This window comes from Arthrobacter pasteuri, from assembly GCF_054510955.1.
On the sequence record NZ_JBTNDO010000006.1, the window covers coordinates 1 to 19,729 of the forward strand.

At 71.1% G+C, this 19,729-nt stretch carries 16 protein-coding genes; 3 read left to right on the forward strand and 13 right to left on the reverse strand.

Annotated features, from left to right (window positions below; genetic code table 11):
* Positions 1-458: 458 nt before the first annotated feature.
* The 4 genes from tyrS to ACX80H_RS16110 are packed head-to-tail and all read right to left on the reverse strand — an operon-like array spanning position 459 to position 5,325.
* Positions 459-1,781 (reverse strand): tyrosine--tRNA ligase, encoded by a 1,323-nt coding sequence (gene tyrS, locus ACX80H_RS16095; protein ID WP_459314418.1) that lies wholly within the window; start codon positions 1,779-1,781, stop codon positions 459-461.
* A gap of 12 nt (positions 1,782-1,793) precedes the next feature.
* On the reverse strand, positions 1,794-4,046 hold the full coding sequence (locus ACX80H_RS16100) for a HelD family protein (RefSeq protein WP_459314419.1): 2,253 nt from the start codon (positions 4,044-4,046) through the stop codon (positions 1,794-1,796).
* A gap of 50 nt (positions 4,047-4,096) precedes the next feature.
* The gene (locus tag ACX80H_RS16105) at positions 4,097-4,678 is read right to left on the reverse strand and encodes an adenine phosphoribosyltransferase (RefSeq protein WP_459314473.1); all 582 of its coding nucleotides are present in this window, start codon (positions 4,676-4,678) and stop codon (positions 4,097-4,099) included.
* A gap of 2 nt (positions 4,679-4,680) precedes the next feature.
* Complete coding sequence (locus ACX80H_RS16110) at positions 4,681-5,325, reverse strand: DNA-3-methyladenine glycosylase (protein ID WP_459314420.1); 645 nt, start codon at positions 5,323-5,325, stop codon at positions 4,681-4,683.
* A 92-nt stretch (positions 5,326-5,417) separates the two neighbouring features.
* Here ACX80H_RS16110 and ACX80H_RS16115 point away from each other — a divergent pair, with 92 nt between their 5' ends.
* Positions 5,418-7,046, forward strand: a complete 1,629-nt coding sequence (locus ACX80H_RS16115) for an Ada metal-binding domain-containing protein (RefSeq protein ID WP_459314421.1) — start codon at positions 5,418-5,420, stop codon at positions 7,044-7,046.
* 69 nt (positions 7,047-7,115) lie between these two features.
* Positions 7,116-7,661 carry a methylated-DNA--[protein]-cysteine S-methyltransferase gene (locus ACX80H_RS16120; protein WP_459314422.1) on the forward strand — a complete coding sequence of 182 codons (546 nt, stop codon included), beginning with the start codon at positions 7,116-7,118 and terminating at the stop codon, positions 7,659-7,661.
* A gap of 111 nt (positions 7,662-7,772) precedes the next feature.
* Here ACX80H_RS16120 and ACX80H_RS16125 read toward each other — a convergent pair whose 3' ends face one another.
* The 9 genes from ACX80H_RS16125 to argC form a co-directional block, all read right to left on the reverse strand.
* Entirely contained in the window at positions 7,773-9,728 is a 1,956-nt protein-coding gene (locus ACX80H_RS16125; RefSeq protein WP_459314474.1) for an ABC transporter ATP-binding protein, read from the reverse strand.
* 127 nt (positions 9,729-9,855) lie between these two features.
* A complete protein-coding gene (gene argH, locus ACX80H_RS16130) occupies positions 9,856-11,280 on the reverse strand; it encodes an argininosuccinate lyase (protein WP_459314423.1) in 1,425 nt (474 codons plus the stop codon).
* Positions 11,280-12,482, reverse strand: a complete 1,203-nt coding sequence (locus ACX80H_RS16135; RefSeq protein WP_459314424.1) for an argininosuccinate synthase — start codon at positions 12,480-12,482, stop codon at positions 11,280-11,282. The genes argH and ACX80H_RS16135 overlap by 1 nt, the downstream gene beginning before the upstream one ends.
* 109 nt (positions 12,483-12,591) lie before the next feature.
* A complete protein-coding gene (locus ACX80H_RS16140; RefSeq protein ID WP_459314425.1) occupies positions 12,592-13,131 on the reverse strand; it encodes an arginine repressor in 540 nt (179 codons plus the stop codon).
* Complete coding sequence (gene argF / locus ACX80H_RS16145) at positions 13,128-14,102, reverse strand: ornithine carbamoyltransferase (protein WP_459314426.1); 975 nt, start codon at positions 14,100-14,102, stop codon at positions 13,128-13,130. The genes ACX80H_RS16140 and argF overlap by 4 nt, the downstream gene beginning before the upstream one ends.
* Positions 14,099-15,421, reverse strand: coding sequence for an acetylornithine transaminase (locus tag ACX80H_RS16150; protein WP_459314427.1), 1,323 nt, complete (start codon positions 15,419-15,421; stop codon positions 14,099-14,101). The genes argF and ACX80H_RS16150 overlap by 4 nt, the downstream gene beginning before the upstream one ends.
* Positions 15,418-16,416: an acetylglutamate kinase gene (gene argB / locus ACX80H_RS16155; protein WP_459314428.1), complete on the reverse strand. Its 999-nt coding sequence runs from the start codon at positions 16,414-16,416 to the stop codon at positions 15,418-15,420. The genes ACX80H_RS16150 and argB overlap by 4 nt, the downstream gene beginning before the upstream one ends.
* An 11-nt stretch (positions 16,417-16,427) precedes the next feature.
* Positions 16,428-17,597, reverse strand: coding sequence for a bifunctional glutamate N-acetyltransferase/amino-acid acetyltransferase ArgJ (gene argJ / locus ACX80H_RS16160; protein WP_459314429.1), 1,170 nt, complete (start codon positions 17,595-17,597; stop codon positions 16,428-16,430).
* Positions 17,594-18,625: an N-acetyl-gamma-glutamyl-phosphate reductase gene (argC, locus tag ACX80H_RS16165; protein ID WP_459314430.1), complete on the reverse strand. Its 1,032-nt coding sequence runs from the start codon at positions 18,623-18,625 to the stop codon at positions 17,594-17,596. The genes argJ and argC overlap by 4 nt, the downstream gene beginning before the upstream one ends.
* A gap of 106 nt (positions 18,626-18,731) precedes the next feature.
* Between argC and ACX80H_RS16170 the strand changes: the two genes are divergently transcribed.
* Positions 18,732-19,697 (forward strand): quinone oxidoreductase family protein, encoded by a 966-nt coding sequence (locus tag ACX80H_RS16170; protein ID WP_459314431.1) that lies wholly within the window; start codon positions 18,732-18,734, stop codon positions 19,695-19,697.
* Positions 19,698-19,729: the final 32 nt, after the last annotated feature.

Below are 19,729 nucleotides of genomic sequence, written 5' to 3' on the forward strand. Positions count from 1 at the left end.
GTATCAACAAACTTGGCACACTATTGAGTTCTCAAACAACAGGAGCTACCGGCACCAAACACAACCAAACCGCTGTGTCCTCGCTCCGAAGCAACTTTTCAAGCCTACCCCCACCAGGCCGATCCCGCAAATCCGCTCCCAGCCGCACCACCCGCCGAAACCGGCACCACGACCAACCAGCAAACCCACACAACCGACAACAAACCAGAAGCCCATCCCAGCACCATGCACAGCACACGCCGGAACAACTTCAACTCTGTCAAAGGGGGTCCGTCACCCTCACCGGGGCAACCACATAACTATACGACCACCCCACCCCCCACCACAAATCCACCCCCACCCACCCCCACAACGCAGGTCGAAAACGCCCCCCGACAGCCCGCAGAACAAGCGAAGCCGGCACCCTCCCGGAGGAGGATGCCGGCAACGGCCGTGACGTCGAACGGAGCCGGGGTGTGTCAGGCGACGTCGACCATCGCGAGGTTCCGCTTGCCGCGGCGGACCAGGAGGTAGCGGCCGTGCAGGAGTTCCGCTTCGGCGACGGCGTGGTCCGCGTCGGAGATCTTCGCGTTGTTGACGTACGCTCCCCCCTCGGCGACGGTCCGCCGGGCAGCCGAGTTGCTCGGCGACAGTCCCGACGCGACCAGCAGATCCACGATGCCCAGCCCGTCCCGGGCAACGGAGACCGACTGGAGTTCCGCCGTCGCCGCCTGCAGGGTCGCGAGGTCGAGGGCGTGGAGGTCGCCCTGCCCGAACAGGGCCGCCGACGCGGCGATCACCTTCTCCGTCGCGTCCACCCCGTGCACCAGCGACGTGACATCGAAGGCGAGGGCGCGCTGCGCCGCCCGCTCGTGCGGGCGCTCCGAGGTCGCCCGGTCGAGCTCCTCGATCTCGGCGCGGGTCCGGAAGGTGAAGATGCGCAGCCGCCGGGCGACATCGGCGTCGGAGGTGTTCAGCCAGAACTGGAACATCGCGTAGGGGCTCGTCATCGCGGCGTCGAGCCAGATCGCGTTGCCCTCGCTCTTGCCGAACTTCGTGCCGTCCGAGTTGGTGATCAGCGGCGTGCCGATCGCATGGACCCCGGCACCCTCGACCTTGCGGACGAGATCGGTGCCGCTGGTCAGGTTGCCCCACTGGTCGGAGCCACCGGTCTGCAGGACGCAGCCGTAGTCACGGAACAGCTGCAGGTAGTCCATGCCCTGCAGGATCTGGTAGCTGAACTCCGTGTAGCTGATGCCCTCGTCCGAGTTCAGGCGCTTGGCGACCGTTTCCTTCTTGATCATCGTGCCCACGCGGAAGTACTTGCCGACGTCGCGCAGGAAGTCGATGACGCTCATCGGACCGGTCCAGTCGAGGTTGTTGACCATCCGGGCTGCACTGTCGCCCTCGAAGTCGAGGAACTTCTGCACCTGGCCCTGGAGGTAGCCGACCCACTCGGCGACGGTCTCCTTCGTGTTCATGGTCCGCTCCGCCGTCGGCCGCGGGTCGCCCACGAGCCCGGTGGAACCGCCCACGAGTCCCAGGGGCCGGTGCCCGGCGAGCTGCAGCCGGCGCATCGTCAGGAGCTGGACGAGGTTCCCGAGGTGCAGGCTCGGGGCCGTGGGGTCGAACCCGCAGTAGAACGTGATGGACGGGCCGGCGAGCAGCTCCCTGAGCTCACCCTCGTCCGTGGAGACATAGACCAGCCCACGCCAGACGAGCTCATCGTAGATGGTCCCGAAGGACGGATCGTTGCGCTGGCCGGCAAGGCCACTGACGGGGGTTTCTGTTTGCTGTGCCACCCCACCAAATTATCAGCCGGCAATACCCGCAGGAATTCGGCCGGTCGAGATGACGCGGAGGCGCTGGGTGGGACGCGTCATCGCGACGTACAGGTCGCCGACCCGCGCCGTCGCGGAATCGAGCATCTCCTGCGGTTCGAGGATCACGACGCCGTCGAACTCGAGGCCCTTCGACTCGCGCGGCGCGATCACCACGATGTCCCGCCCGGGCCCGCCTGCGCCGGAACCGACGCGGGCGCCGTACTCCGGGGACAGCGAAGCGCGGACCTCGGGCAGCAGGTGGTCGGGTGCGATGACGGCGAGCAGTCCGCCGTCGATCGCCGCCAGTTCCTCGGGCATCACGCGTACGAGGGACGGGACGAGCTCGCGCACGGTGTCGAGCACGGGAGCGTATCTCCCCTCCCGGACGGCCTTCGGAGCCGACACGACGAGCCCTGCCGCATTGGCCATCCGCACGGCGGCTTCCGCGATCTGCGAGGGTGTGCGGTAGTTGACCGTCAGTTCCTCGAGCTGCCACCGGTCCCCCACGAAGGGTTCGAGCGCCTGCTGCCAGGACCGGGAACCGGCCGCCGAGCTCGTCTGCGCGATGTCGCCGACGATGGTGAAGGACTTGAGCGGACAGCGCCGCATGAGCAGGCGCCACTGCATCGGGGAGAGCTCCTGCGCCTCGTCGACCACGATGTGCCCGTAGGCCCAGGTGCGGTCGCCGGAGGCCCGGTCCGCGGCGGACAGCCGCGCCGAGGACACGGCGTTGTGCTGCGCGAGGTCCTCGGCCGTGAGCACGCCGTTCACCCCGGAGTCCTCGAGCGACGCATTGACGTTCTCGAGGGCCCGCTCGGCGTTCGCTAGGTCGCGTTTCTGCTCCTGCTCGCGGGCCGCGCTGTCGCGGCCCGCCGACACGTCGAGGTCGCCGAGGAGTTCGGCCGCCTCGTCGAGCAGTGGCACGTCGGCCTCGGTCCACGGGGCGTCCGCCGGCCTGGTCAGGGCGGCGACTTCCCTGTCGCTCAGGTCGGGGGCTGCGGCGCGCAGCAGTTCAGGGCGCGCGAACAGCTCCGACACGAGCTTCTGCGGGGTCAGCGGCATCCACGCGAGGTTCAGGGCGATCCGCACATCGCGCGCGCTGCGGACGTCCTCCGCCAGGTAGGAACGATCCGCGTTGTTCCCGCCACCCGATGATTCCTCGAGCTTGTCGAGCAGCTGCTCGGTGAGTTCGCGCAGGAGGATCTTGACGAACGTGACGCGTGCCTCGTTGTGGGGCTTCCCGGTAGCCCGGGCACGTTCCCGCGCCCGCGAGACCTGCCGGGGCGTGAGCGTCAGCATCGTGCCCTCGACGTTCAGGCGCTTGTTCTCCGCCGGCACACGCTCGCGGTTGGCGACGGCATTCCTGATGACCTGCGCCATCTCGAGCCGGCCCTTGATGGCGGCGGCCTCCTCGCTCGCCTCCTGCACCGTGGGCACACCGGGCATGAGCGTGCCGATGCCGGCCATGACCACGCCGGTCTCGCCCAGGGACGGCAGTACGCGCTCGATGTACTTCATGAAGGCGTCGGTAGGCCCGACCAGCAGCACGCCGGCGGACTTCAGCCGTTCTCGGTGCGTGTAGAGGAGGTATGCGGCACGGTGCAGTGCCACGGCCGTCTTGCCGGTACCGGGTCCACCCTGGACGACGGTGATGCCGGGGAGCGGTGCCCGGATGATCCGGTCCTGCTCCGCCTGGATGGTGCCCACGATGTCGGACATCTGCCCCGTGCGCCGCGAGTTGAGGGCTGCGAGCAGGGCGCCTTCGCCTCGGAGCGAGTCGTCGTCGCCCAGGAGGTCCGCATCCAGGACGTCGTCCTCGATCGCGACGACGTCACGCCGCGAGAGGATGAGGTGGCGACGGCGGCGGACGCCCATGCGGTCGAAGGCCGTGGCCTGGTAGAAGGTACCCGCCTCCGGAGCGCGCCAGTCCACCATCAGCTGGCGTAACTCGTCGTCGGACAGGCCGATCCGGCCGATGTACCGCTTGTCGCCGCTGTCGAGGTCCAGCCGCCCGAACACCAGCCGGTCGTCGACGGCGTTCAGCTGGGCGAGACGGTCCTCGTACATCGTCGCGAAAGCATCCCGCTCCGAGCGGTTTTGGTGGGATCCGGCCGCCTGCGTGCGCCGGACGTCGGCGAGCTGCTGGACCTTCTCGGCGCGGAGTTCATCGAGCCGGCGGTACAAACCGTCGACGTAGTCGCGCTCGTAGTCCAGCTCGGCTTTGGCCTGGGCCGTCTCGTGCATCGGACACTTCCTTCCAGAAAGGCGGACCGTCAATTCTAGCGCGGCGGACGCTACACGGTTTCCAGCGCGGCAACGTGGCGTCCGGCCAGGCTCGCCCGTCCGCCCAGGTCGCCGAGCTCGAGGACCACGCCGCACCCTGCGACGACGGCCCCTGCCCTTTCGAGCAACGCACATGCCGCGACGAGTGTTCCGCCCGTCGCGAGGACGTCGTCGAGCACCAGGACACGGGCACCGGCGGGCAGATCGGACTGGTGGATCTCCAGTGCTGCCTGCCCGTATTCGAGGTCGTAGGACTCCCGGAAGACCGCGCGCGGCAGCTTCCCCGCCTTCCGGACCGTGACCACGCCGGTACCGGTCGCGTAGGCGACGGCGGCGGCCAGGAGGAATCCACGGGCCTCGACCCCGGCCACGGCATCGAAGGAGCCTGCGAAGGGCGCCGCCAGCGCATCGACGACGGTCCGGAAAGCGGAGGCGTCGGAGAACACGGGGGTGAGATCACGGAACATGATGCCGGGAGAGGGGAAGTCGGGAACGACGGTGCACAGGCGGTCGATCGCCTCTCTCGCATCGCTCGCGAGTCCGGGTGCACCTGCTCCTGCGGCCGGGGTCCTCCCGGCGTCCGCTCCGCTCATTGTCACGGATCCACCTTACGGGCTGCGGGCTGCTTGCCGGGACGGTAGCGCGACACCGACGGGTCGCCCGGCAGCCAGAAGCGCCACGGATACTCCGCCGTCCCGGCGAGGCCACTCACACCGACCCGGGGCCCCTGTCCGACCTGGGTCGCAGGCTCATCCGGAAGCGTCAGCCGGAAGGGCGGGGCGAGGACGTCCGCGCCGTCGAACCGGCGGTCGAGCCCGAGGGCCTGCGCGAGGCGCGCCGGCCCGCGGGCGAGGTCCAGGTCCGACGCCGGATACGACCGGCGAGCCCGGGCCCGGTCGACGCCCGCCACGATCTCGCCCGCGCGCAGCAGCACACCCGTGGCCCACCCTTCCGTCCCGCAGACCACGTTGGCGCAGTAGTGCATGCCGTACGTGAAGTAGACGTAGAGGTGGCCGGCCGGCCCGAACATGGTCGCGTTCCGAGCCGTCTTCCCACGGAACGCGTGCGAGCCGGGATCGTCGGGACCGAGGTAGGCCTCCACCTCGGAGATGCGCACGGTGACCTCGCCGTCGTCGTCCCGGTGGGTCAGGTGTGCGCCGAGGAGCAAGGGGGCGACGTCGAGTGCGCTGCCGCCCAGTATCTGGCGCAGGTCCCCGCCAGCCCCGCTCTGCTCGCTCACCCGTCGACCGTAGCAAAAGCGGCGTGGTCCCTCCCCGCAGCCGTGTCCGAATCCCGCTAGTTGCTTCCGGTGGCGGGTGACAGGATGGCGGCATGGACTTCTGGCAGCAGTACCGGGCGATCGACGCCCGCGACGTGCGCTTCGACGGACAGTTCGTGACAGCCGTCTCCAGCACGGGCATCTACTGCCGCCCCTCGTGCCCCGCGCGGACGCCGAAACCGGCGAATGTCACGTTCTACCGCACCTCGGCTGCTGCGCATGAGGCGGGTTATCGCGCCTGCAAGCGGTGCCTGCCCGAAGCGGTTCCCGGGGACCCGGAATGGAACCTCCGCAGTGATGCAGCGGCACGGGCGATGCGCCTCATCACCGACGGCGAGGTGGACCGGACGGGCGTGCCGGGCCTCGCAGCCCGGCTCGGGTACTCCCCCAGGCACCTGAACCGCATCCTGCGGGACGAGCTCGGCGCCGGTGCGCTGGCGCTGGCCCGCGCCCACCGAGCCCAGACGGCCCGCGCCCTGCTCACGGGATCACCGCTGCGATTCGCCGACGTCGCTTTCGCCGCGGGGTTCGGCAGCATCCGGCAGTTCAACGAGACCGTCCAGCAGGTCTTCGACCTCACGCCGCGGCAGCTGCGGGAAGCATCGCGGCAGCAGCAGCTGCACGCGGCCGCCGGCAACCCTGCACAGTCCGGCGCGCTCCGGATCTCACTGGAGCTGCCCACGCGGCTGCCGTACGACAACGGCATCTTCGGTTTCCTCGCCGCCCGCGCCGTCGACGGCGTCGAACACGCCACCGGTTCCAGCTACGAGCGGCTCCTCCGCCTGCCGGGCGGCCCTGCCTGGTTCCGGGCGGGCGCCGTCGAGGCGCGCGGCAACGGTCGTGCGGCGCTGCCGGTGACCGTGTCGGTCGCTGGGCTGGGCGATGTGCCGGCGCTCCTGAGCCGCATCCGGCGGCTGTTCGACCTCGACGCCGATCCGGTCGCGATCGATGCCGCCCTGTCGAGGAACGGGTACTTCTCGGACCTGGCGGCCGCAGCGCCGGGCCTGCGCCTTCCCGGGGTGCTCGATCCCCACGAGGCGCTGATCCGCGCGATCGTCGGCCAGCAGGTGACTGTCACGGCGGCCACGGGCGCCCTCTCCCGCCTCGCCGCTGCGGGTCCGCCGGTCGATGCCGGAGGCGTAGGAGCCACGGGGCTCGACAGGGTGTTCCCTGCGGCAGCCGACCTCGCGGAAGCACCCGAGCCGCTCCTCCGGGGGCCCCGCCGACGCAACGAGGCCCTGCGCTCGGCAGCACGCCGGCTCGCCACCGGCGCCTTCGAGTTCGGCGTCGGTTCCGATCCCGCTGCCCTGCGCGCCGACCTGCTCCAGCTCGACGGTGTGGGACCGTGGACAGCGGACTACGTGGTCATGCGCGTCCTCGGACATCCGGACATCCACCTGCCGGCCGACGCCGCCGTCCGCACCGGCTGGTCCCGCCTCACGTCCCGGGACTCCGACGGGCAGGCCGCGCACGCCGAGCCCGGCCCGCACCCCGCTGCGGACGGGGCCAGGGGCGCCCCGTCCGGTCCTCTCCTCGACGACGCCATGGCCGAGGTCCGGCCCTGGCGGTCCTACGGGACGCTGCATCTCTGGGCGGCGGCGACAGCGCTCCCCGCACGGCGGGCGGCCCCCGACGTCGCCGCGGGACCAGAAATCCACCGCGCCCGACCGCAGCCGACCTGACCCCATCCGAACCCCTCCCGACCTGAAGTCACGTAGCCTGTTCCCACCCATCGAACGGATATCCCAGCCATGACCACGACGCTCGCCGCACCGGCACTCCTGCGCGGCGCGACCACCACCACCGTCGACACGCCCGATGGCCCCTTCACCATCATCGAGGCGGAGGGCGCGGTCCTGTCCTCGGGGTGGACGGACCTCGCGTCGGAGCTGACGGGGCAGATCCACCCGACCATCAAGGGGGCGAGCTTCGATCCCGCGGCGTCCGCAGTGCAGCCCATCCTCGAGGCGGTGGCGCGCTACTACGACGGCGACTTCGAGGCGATCGCCTCGGTGCGGGTCCGGCAGGCATCCGGGCCGTTCCGCACCCACGCCTGGAACGTGCTGCGCACCGTGCAGCCGGGGGCGCCCGTCACCTACCTCGAGTACGCCGAGCGCGCGGGCAGCCCCAGCGCCGTGCGCGCCGCCGCAGGAGCGTGCGCCAAGAACGCGGCAGCCCTCTTCGTGCCCTGCCACCGGGTCATTCGGACGGGCGGGACCCTAGGCGGCTTCCGGTGGGGACTCCCGGTCAAGCAGCGCCTGCTCGACCGGGAGGCGGGGCGCCCGACTGCCTTCTGAGCAGACAAGCCCAGCAGGCATCGGGTCGGTGCGACACGACGCCTGCGCGCATGGCGCCGGCCCCGGCTCCCTCTGCGCCCGGTCAGCCGATCGGCGCCGGGGCGACGGGGATCACGCCGCCACCAATCGCTGGCGGGAGGCCATGTCGCGGTAGAGATCGCTCTCCTCCAGCAGCTGTTCGTGCGTCCCGACGGCGGTGACCCTGCCCTGGTCGAGCACGACGATCTGGTCGAAGTCCGCCACGGTCGACAGGCGGTGCGCGACGACGACGACGGTGCGGTCGCGCGAGGCCTCCCCCAGTGTCTGCTGCAGCAGCTGCTCGGTCCGAGAGTCGACGGCGGACGTCGGCTCGTCCATCAGCAGCACGGGGCGGTCGGCGAGGATCACGCGCGCCCAGGCGAGGCGCTGGCGCTGCCCGCCGGAGAGCCGGATGCCGTCCTCCCCCAGGTTGAGGTCCAGTCCGTCGTCCGAGCGGTCACCGAGTGCATCGAGCCCCACAGCCGCAAGGACGCGGCGGAGCTGGTCGTCCGTCGCCGCCGGGGCGGCGAGGCGCAGGTTGTCCGCAAGCGTCCCGCTGAGGACCGGCGCCTCCTGTTCCACGAGGCCGATGCGTGAGCGGAGCTCCGTGCGGGGAATCTGCGGCAGCGCCGTCCCGTCATAGGTGATGCTGCCGTCCGTCGGCTCGTAGAACCGTTCGAGCAGGGCCAGCACCGTCGACTTCCCGGCGCCGGACGGCCCGACGAGCGCCGTCCTGCTGCCTGCGGGGACGCTGAAGCTGACACGGTCGAGGACGAGCCGGCCGGGCTCGACGGACGAAGGCTCCGTCTCCGGGGAGACCCGGTCGTGCAGTACCGCCGGGGACCCCAGCGGGTCTTGCCGGTCCCGCCCTGCCTCCGGTGCCCCGGAGCCGGAGGCAGGAGCCGCCTGGTTCCCGTCGGGGCTTCCGTCGTCGTACCGGAAGCTGACGTCGCGGAGCTCGATGGCGCCGGCGGACCTGCCGACGGACCCGCCGACGGACCCGCCGACGCCGCTCGCGGAGCCGGCCGCGGCATCGGATTGTGCCGATACCGGCTCGATCCGTGCGGGCCGGTCCTCGTCGGCCCGTTCCGGCTCGAGCCGGGCGATCTCCTGGATGCGGTCGAGCGCCGCGAGTCCCGACTGGATCTGCACGAAGGCGCTCATGGCCGACCCGATGGGCATCACGAGGAGGAACAGGTAGAGGATGAAGGCGATGAGGTCGCCGAGCAGCAACTCGCCGGCGGCGACGCGGATCCCCCCGACCGCCAGGACCACGATGAAGGCGCCCTGGATGCAGATGGACATGATGGGCTGGACCGCCGCCTGGAGGCGGGCCATCGCGATGCCTGCGCGGAAGGCCCGGGTCGCTTCGCCATCGATGACGGCGGCCTCGCGCTCTTCCGCGACGGAGGCCTTGATGGTGCGGATGCCCGAGAGCCCGCGCTCCACGGCCGCGGTCATGGACCCGACCGCGTCCTGGACGTCGCGGCTGCGCCTGCGGATGAGGCGGCCGAGGAACAGGACGCCGGTCGCTCCGAGGAGGACGGCGCACAGCGTGATGCCGAACAGCAGCGGGTCGATGAGCACCATGAGGACGACGGCCGCGCAGAACATCAGGATGGAGGACACGATCTCGAAGAGGCCCGAGGTGATGACGCTGCGCATGAGCGTGGTGTCGGAGCCCACCCGCGACATGAGGTCGCCCACGCGCCTCCGGTCGAACTCCCTGACGGGCAGCGCCAGCAGTTGCCCGACGAGCGAGCGGCGCACGCCGAGGACCACCGACTCCGCCGTCCGCTGGAGGAGGTAGGACTGTGCCGCCCCGAAGACGGCCCCGCCGAGCGTGATCGCGATGAGGAACCAGACGAACACCGTGGCCGGCCGGCTCGCCGAGACGGCGTTGACGAGCTGCTGGACCATCAGCGGCTGGGCGATCGACAGGCCGGTCGAGATCAGCGAGACGACGGCGACCAGGACGAGCACACGGACGTGTCCCCTCAGGTAGGGGAAGAACTCCCGCAGGGTGGCACGCTGGAGGGCAGGCTGCATGCTCACACAGTGCGCCGGGCATCACCGGGTGTCAAAGCACTTCGCGGCGGGCGTAGCGGGAACGGCCGGACGGCATGTGCCGGGATGCGGCGCGGCTCCCCGGGGAACCGCGCCGCACCCACCCGCGTCAGGCGGTCGCGTAGCCTTCGACGGCGTCGAGCTCCGTCCGCAGTGCGGCGAGCTGGCGGCGGACGGCGGCCGGAGCGGTACCACCCTGCGCGTCCCGGCTGGCCAGCGATCCTTCGACCGTGAGGACCTCGCGCACCGCGGGGGTCAGGTGCGCGGAGATGCCGGCGAACTCGTCGTCCGTCAGGTCCCACAGTTCCACGTTGCGCTGCTCGGCGACGCGGACGGCCGCACCCGAGAGCTCGTGGGCCTCCCGGAACGGGACGCCCTGGCGCACGAGCCACTCGGCGATGTCGGTCGCCAGGGCGAACCCCTGGGGAGCGAGCGTGGCCATGCGCCCGGTGTTGAAGACGAGTGTCGAGATCATGCCCGACACCGCGGGCAGCAGGACCTCGAGCGTGTCGACGGCGTCGAACACAGGCTCCTTGTCCTCCTGCAGGTCGCGGTTGTACGCCAGCGGCAGGCCCTTGAGCGTCGCCAGCAGGCCCGTCAGGTCGCCGATCAGCCGGCCGGCCTTGCCGCGCGCGAGTTCGGCGACGTCGGGGTTCTTCTTCTGCGGCATGATCGAGGACCCGGTGGAGAAGGCGTCGTCGAGCGTGACGAAGGAGAACTCCTTGGTGGCCCAGAGGATGATCTCCTCGCTGATCCGCGAGAGGTCGACGCCGATCATCGCCGTCACCCACGCGAACTCGGCGTAGACGTCCCGCGAGGCGGTGCCGTCGATCGAATTGTGCGTCGCCGAGAAGAAGCCGAGGTCGGAGGCCACCGCTTCCGGGTCGAGGCCCAGGGAGGACCCCGCCAGGGCGCCGGACCCGTAGGGCGACACGCCTGCGCGACGGTCCCAGTCGGAGAGCCGCTGCACGTCGCGCAGGAGCGCCCACGCGTGCGCCAGCAGGTGATGGCTCAACAGGACCGGCTGGGCGTGCTGGAGGTGCGTGCGGCCGGGCATCGGCGCCTCGAGGTGCGCCTCCGCCTGGTCGACGAGGGCGGTGATCGTGGCGAGGACGCCGCGGGCGATGATGCGGGCGTGGTCCCGCAGGTACATACGTCCCAGCGTCGCCACCTGGTCGTTGCGCGAACGGCCTGCGCGGAGCTTGCCGCCGAGGGCCGGCCCCGCACGCTCGATGAGGCCGCGTTCGAGGGACCCGTGCACGTCCTCGTCGCTCTCGGCCGGCAGGTAGGCCCCCGAGCGGACGTCGGCGTCGAGACGGTCGAGCGCATCGATCATCCCGGCGAGTTCGGCATCGTCCAGCAGACCGGCCCGGTGGAGCACCCGCGCGTGGGCGCGGGAGCCCTCGATGTCGTAGGTCGCCAGCCGCCAGTCGAAGTGGGTCGACTTGCTCAGCGCGGCGAGGGCATCGGCGGGGCCGCCGGCGAACCGGCCGCCCCACAGCGATCCCTCGTTCGTCCCGTGCGTTGGGGCCATCAGGCGCCCGCCCGCTGGTCCCGGCTCGACGCCACCTTGGAGGACAGGCCGAAGATCTCGATGAAGCCGCGGGCCATCGACTGGTCGAAGGTGTCGCCGGAGTCGTAGGTCGCGAGGTTGAAGTCGTACAGCGCGACGTCGGAGCGGCGACCGGTGACGGTCGCACGCCCGCCGTGGAGGTCCATGCGGATGTCGCCGGTGACGTACTTCTGCGTGTCGTCGACGAAGGTGTCGAGCGAGCGCTTCAGCGGGGAGAACCACTGGCCGTCGTACACCAGCTCGGTCCAGCGCTGGTCGACGGTCTTCTTGAAGCGGGACTGCTCACGCTCGATGGTGACGTTCTCGAGTTCGCGGTGCGCGGCGATCAGGGCCATGGCGCCGGGAGCCTCGTAGATCTCGCGGCTCTTGATGCCGACCAGGCGGTCCTCGACTATGTCGATGCGGCCGATGCCCTGGGCGCCTGCGCGGCGGTTGAGTTCCTCGATGGCCTGCAGCGGCGTGACGGCGTTGCCGTCGATCGCGACGGGGATGCCCTCCCGGAAGGAGATCGTGACCTCGTCGGCGGCCGGAGGGAACTCGGGCGACGCGGTGTAGTCGTACACGTCCTTGGTGGGCCCGTTCCAGATGTCCTCGAGGAAGCCGGTCTCGACGGCGCGTCCCCAGACGTTCTGGTCGATGGAGAACGGGTTCTTCTTGGTGGTCTCGATCGGCAGGCCCTTCTCCTCCGCGAAGGCGATGGCCTTGTCACGCGTGAGCGCGAGGTCGCGGACCGGCGCGATGCACTTCAGGTCCGGGCCGAGGGTCTGGATGCCGACCTCGAAGCGCACCTGGTCGTTGCCCTTGCCGGTGCAGCCGTGGGACACGGTCGTGGCGCCGAACTGCCGTGCGGCGGCGACGAGGTGCTTGACGATGACGGGACGCGACAGCGCCGAGACGAGCGGGTAGGCGTCCATGTACAGCGCGTTCGCCTTCAGGGCGGGCATGCAGTACTCGGTGGCGAACTCGTCGCGCGCGTCGGCGACGTAGGCCTCCACGGCGCCGCAGCCGAGGGCGCGCTGGCGGATGGTTTCGAGCGATTCGCCGCCCTGTCCGACGTCGACGGCCACGGCGATCACCTCGGCCCCTGTGGCTTCGGCGATCCAGCCGATGGCGACGGAGGTGTCGAGTCCGCCTGAGTAGGCGAGGACGATGCGTTCGGTCACGGAATATGCTCCTTCGATTGTCCGGGCGTGTGCCCGTATGTCGTCTGTGGGTGGTGCTCGATGGTTGGTCGTCGGCCGGCCCTGCTGCCAGCGTAGCGGCGTGGCGGCCTCAGCCGGGGTCGGCGGGTCCCTGCGGTTCCTGCGCCAGCCCGAGGAACCGTTCGGCGACGGCGGCGCCGCCGTCGACCTCCCGACTCACGAGCATCACGGTGTCGTCGCCCGCGATGGTACCGAGGATGGACGGCATCACCGAGTGGTCGATGGCCAGGGCGAGGAAGTTCGCGGCTCCCGGCGGTGTGCGCAGGATGACGATGTTCCCGGAGGACTCGGCGGTCACCAGCAGCTCGTTGCACAGCTTGGCGAGCCGTGCGTCGAGGATCTCCTGGGACACCCCGCTCTGGGCGTGGCGGCCGCCGCCCTCCACGGGAACGGCGTACACGAGCGCACCGTCGGCCCCCCGGACGCGCACGACGCCGAGCTCCACCAGGTCCCTGGACAGCGTCCCCTGATTCACCTGCACCCCGTCCGCCGCGAGGAGCGCGGCGAGCTCCACCTGGGAGCGCACGGACTGTGCCGTCAGGAGGTCCATGATGCGGGCGTGCCGGGCGGTCTTCGTGGTGGGGCGGACGGAATCGCGCTGGACCGTCATGAGTCGCGCTCCTGCCCGGGCGGACCGTCCTGCTGCGCCGACCGCTCGACGAGCCACGCCATGAGCGCCTTCTGCGCGTGCAGCCGGTTCTCCGCCTCGTCCCAGACCAGGGACTGCGGCCCGTCGATGACCTCGGCGGCGATCTCGTAGCCGCGGTAGGCAGGCAGGCAGTGGAGCACGACGGCGTCGGGAGCCGCCTGCGCCATGGCGGCGGCGTCGACGGCGTACGCGCGGAACAGCTCCTGCCGGGCGGCCTTCTCGTCCTCCTGGCCCATCGACACCCAGGTGTCGGTGGCGACGACGTCGGCACCTGCGAGCGCGGCGGCGGGATCCGTGGTGACGAGGACGGATCCGCCGGTCTCCGCGGCTCGATCCTCGGCGGCGGCGACGACCGCCGGGTCGGGCAGGTAGCCCTCGGGCCCGGCGATCCGCACGTGCATGCCGGCGGTCACGCCGGCCAGGAGATAGGAGTTGGCCATGTTGTTGGCGCTGTCGCCCAGGTAGGTCAGGGTGAGCCCGGCGAGCGTGCCCTTGTGCTCGCGGATCGTGAGCAGGTCCGCCAGCAGCTGGCAGGGGTGGTAGTCGTCGGAGAGGGCATTGATGACCGGGACGCTCGACGCCGCGGCCATCTCCTCGAGCCCTGCCTGGGCGTAGGTGCGCCAGACGATGGTCGCGACCATCCGGTCGAGGACCTTCGCGGTGTCGGTGATCGACTCCTTGTGGCCGAGCTGGGAGTCCCCCGCGCCGATGATGAGCGGCACCCCGCCGAGGTCCGCGATTCCAGCGGCGAAGGACACGCGGGTGCGGGTGGAGGTCTTGTCGAAGATCACGGCGACCGTCCTGCGCCCGGCGCCCTCGCCGGCGAAGGGGGCACGGGCGTAGGGCTTCGCCTTGAGCTCCGCGGCGAGGTCGAGGACCTCCGCCTGCTCGGCCGGCGAGAGGTCCGTGTCGACGAGGAAGTGGCGCGTCATGAGATTGCCTCCCGGGCTGGGGTCTTGGCGGTGGTGAGGATCCCGGGCAGGGCGTCGAGGAAGGTCGCCGCCTGCTCCGTGGTGAGGATGAGTGGGGGTGCGAGGCGGAGGGTCAGCGGGCCTGTCGCGTTGATGATGAACCCCGCGGCGAGTGCGGCCTGGACCGCCGCCGGTGCGTACTCGCCGTCGAGGTCGAACCCGATCAGCAGCCCCTCCCCACGGACGGCGACGACGCCCTCGACGGCGGCGAGGCGCGACCGCAGGAAGGCGCCGACCTCGGACACGTGCCGGAGGGCGTCGGACGCTTCGAGGGCATGCAGCGTGGCGAGGCCGGCCGCCGTGGCCACCGGGTTGCCGCCGAAGGTGGTGCCGTGCTGTCCGGCACCGATCAGCGATGACGCGTCCTCGCCGAAGGTGATGAGGGCACCGATCGGGAAGCCGCCGCCGAGTCCCTTGGCGAGCGTCATGGCGTCGGGCACGACGCCGTCGACCGCCTGGTGCGCGAACCAGCGGCCGGTCCTGGCGATGCCCGTCTGGACCTCGTCGAGGATGAGGAGTGCGCCGTGGCGGCGCGTCAGCTCACGTGCGGCCCGCAGGTACTCCGGCGAGAGCGGCCGCACGCCGGCCTCGCCCTGGATCGGCTCGATCACCAGGGCCGCCACGGTATCGTCCACGGCGCTTCGGAGCGCCTCGATGTCGTCGAACGGTATGTGCTCGACGCCGCCCGGGAGCGGTTCGAACGGTTCCCGGTAGGCCTTCTTCGACGTGAGGGCGAGCGCCCCCATGGTCCTCCCGTGGAAGGCGCCGTCGAGCGCGAGGATCCGGGAGCGGCCGGCCGTGCTGTTGCGCCGGGCCAGCTTGACGGCGGCCTCGAGGGCTTCGGTGCCGGAATTGGTGAAGAAGACGCGCGATCCCGCGGGTGCCTGGGACAGTGCGAGCAGTCTCTCGGCGAGCGCCACCTGGGTGGGGCTCGTGAAGAAGTTGGAGATGTGCCCGAGGGTCGCCAGCTGGCTCGAGATGACGGACGTGACGAAGGGGTGCGCGTGGCCCAGCGCGTTGACGGCGATGCCGCCGAGGAGGTCGAGGTACTGCTTGCCGTCGGCGTCCCACACGTGGCAGCCCGAACCGCGGACCAGCACACGCTGCGGGGTCCCGAAGACGCCCATGAGTGCCCCGCTGTAGCGCGAGAGCCAGGCGGCACCCGAGTCGCCGCCCGTGAGGACGTCCACCGTCCCGTCGCTGCCGGCGGCGGGTTCGGCAGCGTGCCGGCCCGTCACTGTGCCGGTTGCAGTGCCGGTCGGGGTGCCGGTCTCGTTCATGGCTGCACTCCTGCGGTGTCGTCCACGGTGTCGCCTGCGGTGTCGTCCGCGGTGTCATCGGGCACCACCTGGGTGCCGATGCCTGCGGTGGTGAAGGTCTCGAGCAGCATGGAATGGGCCAGGCGGCCGTCCACGATGTGCGCACGCTCGACGCCCGACTCGACGGCCTGCAGGCAGGCCGTCATCTTGGGGATCATGCCGGACTCGAGGCTCGGCAGGAGCTCACGGAGCTGCGATGCCGAGAGGGAGGAGATGAGCGACCCGCGGTCCGGCCATGCGGCATACAGGCCCTCGACGTCGGTGAGGATGACGAGCTTCGACGCCCCGAGCGCGGCGGCCAGCGAAGCCGCTGCCGAGTCGGCGTTGACGTTGAGGACCTGCTGTGTCGCCTCGCCGTCGGCGTCGTACTCCGGGGCGACCGTGGAGATCACCGGGATGCGCCCGGCCTGCAGGATGTCGAGGATGGCCCCGGGATGGACCGCCGTCACCTCGCCGACGAGGCCGAGGTCCACCTGCTCGCCGCCGACGACCGTACCGGTGCGGATGGCGCGCAGCAGGCCGCCGTCCTCTCCGGACAGTCCGACGGCGTAGGGCCCGTGGGAGTTGATGAGGCCGACGAGCTCGCGGCCCACCTGCCCGGTGAGGACCATTCGGACGACGTCCATGGCCTCGGGGGTCGTCACGCGCAGCCCGCCCTTGAACTCGGACTCGATGCCCAGGCGCTCGAGCATCGCGTTGATCTGCGGTCCGCCGCCGTGCACCACGACGGGACGGATGCCCACGTGGTGGAGGAACACGATGTCCTCCGCGAACGCGCGGCGCATCTCGTCGTTCACCATGGCGTTGCCGCCGTACTTGATGACCATCGTCGTGCCCGCGAACCGCTGGATCCAGGGCAGGGCCTCCATCAGGGTGGCTGCCTTGTCCTGCGCCTTCAGTGTCGACGCCGACGGCGACGACGGGGCCGGCGCCTTGCCGGTCGATACCTCACTCATGGTGTGTCCCGTCAGCTCGAGTAGGCGGAGTTCTCGTGCACGTACTCGTGCGTGAGGTCGTTGGTCCAGATGGTCGCGCTCGCGGGTCCGGCCGCGAGGTCGATCTCGACCGTGACGTCGCGCCCGGTGAGGTCCACGAGGTCGCGCGGCTCGCCGATGCCGCCGTTGCGGCAGATCTGCACGCCGTTCATCGACACGTTCAGGCGGTCCGGCTCGAACGCGGCGTCCGTCGTCCCGACGGCGGCGAGCACGCGTCCCCAGTTGGGGTCGTTGCCGAAGATCGCGGTCTTGAACAGGTTGGACCGTGCGACGGCGCGGCTGACCGTCTCGGCGTCGCGCTCGGACGCAGCATTGACGGTCCGGACGGCGATCGTGTGGCTGGCGCCCTCCGCGTCGTGAATGAGCTGCGCGGCGAGGTCGAGGCAGACGTCCGTCAGGGCTGCGGTGAACTGCGCCTGGTCGGGGGTCACGCCCGCAGCGCCGGAGGCGAGGAGGACGACGGTGTCGTTGGTCGACATGCAGCCGTCCGCGTCGGTGCGGTCGAAGCTGACGCGCGTGGCCTCCCGGAGCGCGGCGTCGAGGGCCGCCGGATCGAGGACGGCGTCCGTGGTCAGGACCACGAGCATCGTGGCGAGGCCGGGCGCCAGCATACCGGCTCCCTTGGCCATGCCGCCGATCGCATAGCCCTCGCTCGCGGCATCGGCGCTCGCGGGATAGCGGGCCTCCTTGGCCACGGTGTCCGTGGTCATGATGGCCTCGGCGGCGGTGGGACCGCCTCCCCTGCCCAGGGAGCCCGCAGCGTCCGTGACCCCGGCGAGGAGCCGGTCCATGGGGAGCTGTTCGCCGATGAGGCCCGTGGAGCACACGAAGACGTCGGTGGCCGAGACGCCGAGGAGCTCCGCCGTGACCTCGGCCGTCCGATGGGTGTTCTGGAAGCCTTCCGGGCCGGTGCAGGCGTTGGCGCCGCCGGAGTTGAGGATGACGGCGTCGACCCGCCCGTCCGAGACGACCTGGCGGGACCAGAGCACGGGAGCGGCGGCCACGCGGTTGGAGGTGAAGACGGCAGCCGCGGAGTGCAGCGGTCCGTCGTTGGCGACGAGCGCGACGTCGGGCTTTCCGGTGCTCTTGAGGCCGGCGGCGACGCCCGCGGCGCGGAACCCGCCCGGGTAGGTGATACTCACGGTGCGATCCCCTGGATGGTCAGGCCCGCGGTCTCGTCGAGGCCGAGGGCGATGTTCATGGACTGCACGGCTCCGCCGGCGGTCCCCTTGGTGAGGTTGTCGATGACGCTGCTGACGATCACGCGGCCCGCGTGCTCGTCGAAGGCGAGCTGGAGGTTCACGTAGTTCGAGCCCAGCACGGACTTCGTCGAGGGCCACTGGCCCTCGGGGAGGACGCGCACGAAGGGCTCCTGCGCGTACGCGGATTCCCAGGCTTCCCGCAGCCGGGCGTAGCCGACGCCGGGCCGCACCTTCGCGGTGGCGGTGGTGAGGATGCCGCGCGCCATGGGGGCGAGGGTCGGCGTGAAGGACAGCGAGACGCGCTCGCCGGCCGCGAGGCTGAGGCCCTGCTCCATCTCGGGCGTGTGGCGGTGTCCGCCGCCGACGCCGTAGGGGCTCATGCCTCCCATGACCTCGGACCCGATGAGGTTGGGCTTGGCCGCCTTGCCCGCACCGGAGGTGCCGGACGCGGACACGATGACGACGTCGTCGGGCTCGAGGAGTCCTGCGGCGAAACCGGGGGTGAGCGCGAGGAGCGCGCTGGTGGGGTAGCAGCCGGGGACCGCGATGCGCCGCGCCCCCACGAGGTCCGCGCGGTGACCCGGGAGCTCCGGAAGCCCGTAGGGCCAGGTCCCGGCGTGCGCCGAGCCGTAGAACTTCTCCCAGGCCGCGGGGTCCTGCAGGCGGTGGTCGGCCCCCGCGTCGATCACGAGGGTGTCCGGCGACAGCTGCGCGGCGATCTCCGCGCTCGCGCCGTGCGGAAGGGCAAGGAAGACGACGTCGTGTCCCGCAAGCGCTTCTGCCGTGGTCTCCTGCAGCACGCGGTCGGCCAGGGAGTGGAGGTGGGGCTGCAGGTCCCCCAGCAGCGCGCCGGCGTTGCTGTGGGCCGTGATCGCGCCGACCTCGACGTCGGGATGGTTCGCCAGGAGGCGCAGGAGCTCGCCTCCGGCGTAGCCGCTGGCCCCGGATACTGCTGCGGTGAACGTCATTTCTCCAGCGTACAACAAAGATATGCGGAGCTGCACATAGTTATGCATACCCGCGGCCGGAGCTCCGGGAATAGCATGAGGGAACACCATCGAAAGGACCAGCACCATGCCCTCAGCCATCGTCGTCTCCGAACCGGGCGGTCCGGATGTCCTCGCTGTCGCGACCGTCGACCGTCCCGAGCCGGGGCCGGGCCAGCTCCTGGTGAGGGTGGCGGCGGCCGGCGTCAATTTCATCGAGACCTACCAGCGCAGCGGCGCCTACGCCATGGAGCACCCGTTCACGCCGGGAGCCGAGGCGGCAGGGACGGTGGAGGCGGTGGGCGAGGGTGCCCGGGGATTCGCGCCCGGCGACCGGGTCGCGTTCGCCGAAGGCCGGGGCACCTACGCCGAGTTCGCCGTCGTCGACGCGGACAAGGCACTCCCGGTCCCGGAGGGCGTCGACCTCGAGACCGCGGCCGCCCTCCCCCTCCAGGGCATGACCGCCCACTACCTCATCAATTCCACCTTCCCCGTGCAGCCCGACTCCACCGTGCTCGTCCATGCGGGGGCGGGCGGGGTCGGCCTGCTGCTCATCCAGCTGCTCAAGGCCAGGGGTGCCCGCGTGTTCACCACGGTGTCCACGCCGGAGAAGGAGGAGCTGGCCCGCGGCGCGGGCGCGGACGAGGTGCTGCCGTACGAGGGATTCGCCGACGCGGTCAGGACCGCAACGGACGGGACCGGCGTCGACGTCGTGTACGACGGCGTCGGCAAGGCGACGTTCGACGAGTCGCTGCGCTCCCTCCGGATCCGCGGCACCCTCGTGCTCTACGGGGCCGCCTCGGGGCCCGTGCCGCCCGTCGACCCGCAGCGGCTCAACAGCGGGGGCTCGCTGTTCCTCACGCGGCCCACGCTCGCGCACTACCTGCTCTCACCCGAGGAGCGGCGCTGGCGGTCCGAGGAGCTCTTCGGGGCGGTCGTCGCCGGCCAGCTCGACGTCCGGATCGGCGCCCGCTACGCCCTCGCCGATGCCGCGCAGGCCCATGAGGACCTCCAGGCACGGCGGACCACCGGCAAGGTACTGCTGATCCCCTGACCTGCCCCCTGGGTGAGCTGCCCAACGACCGA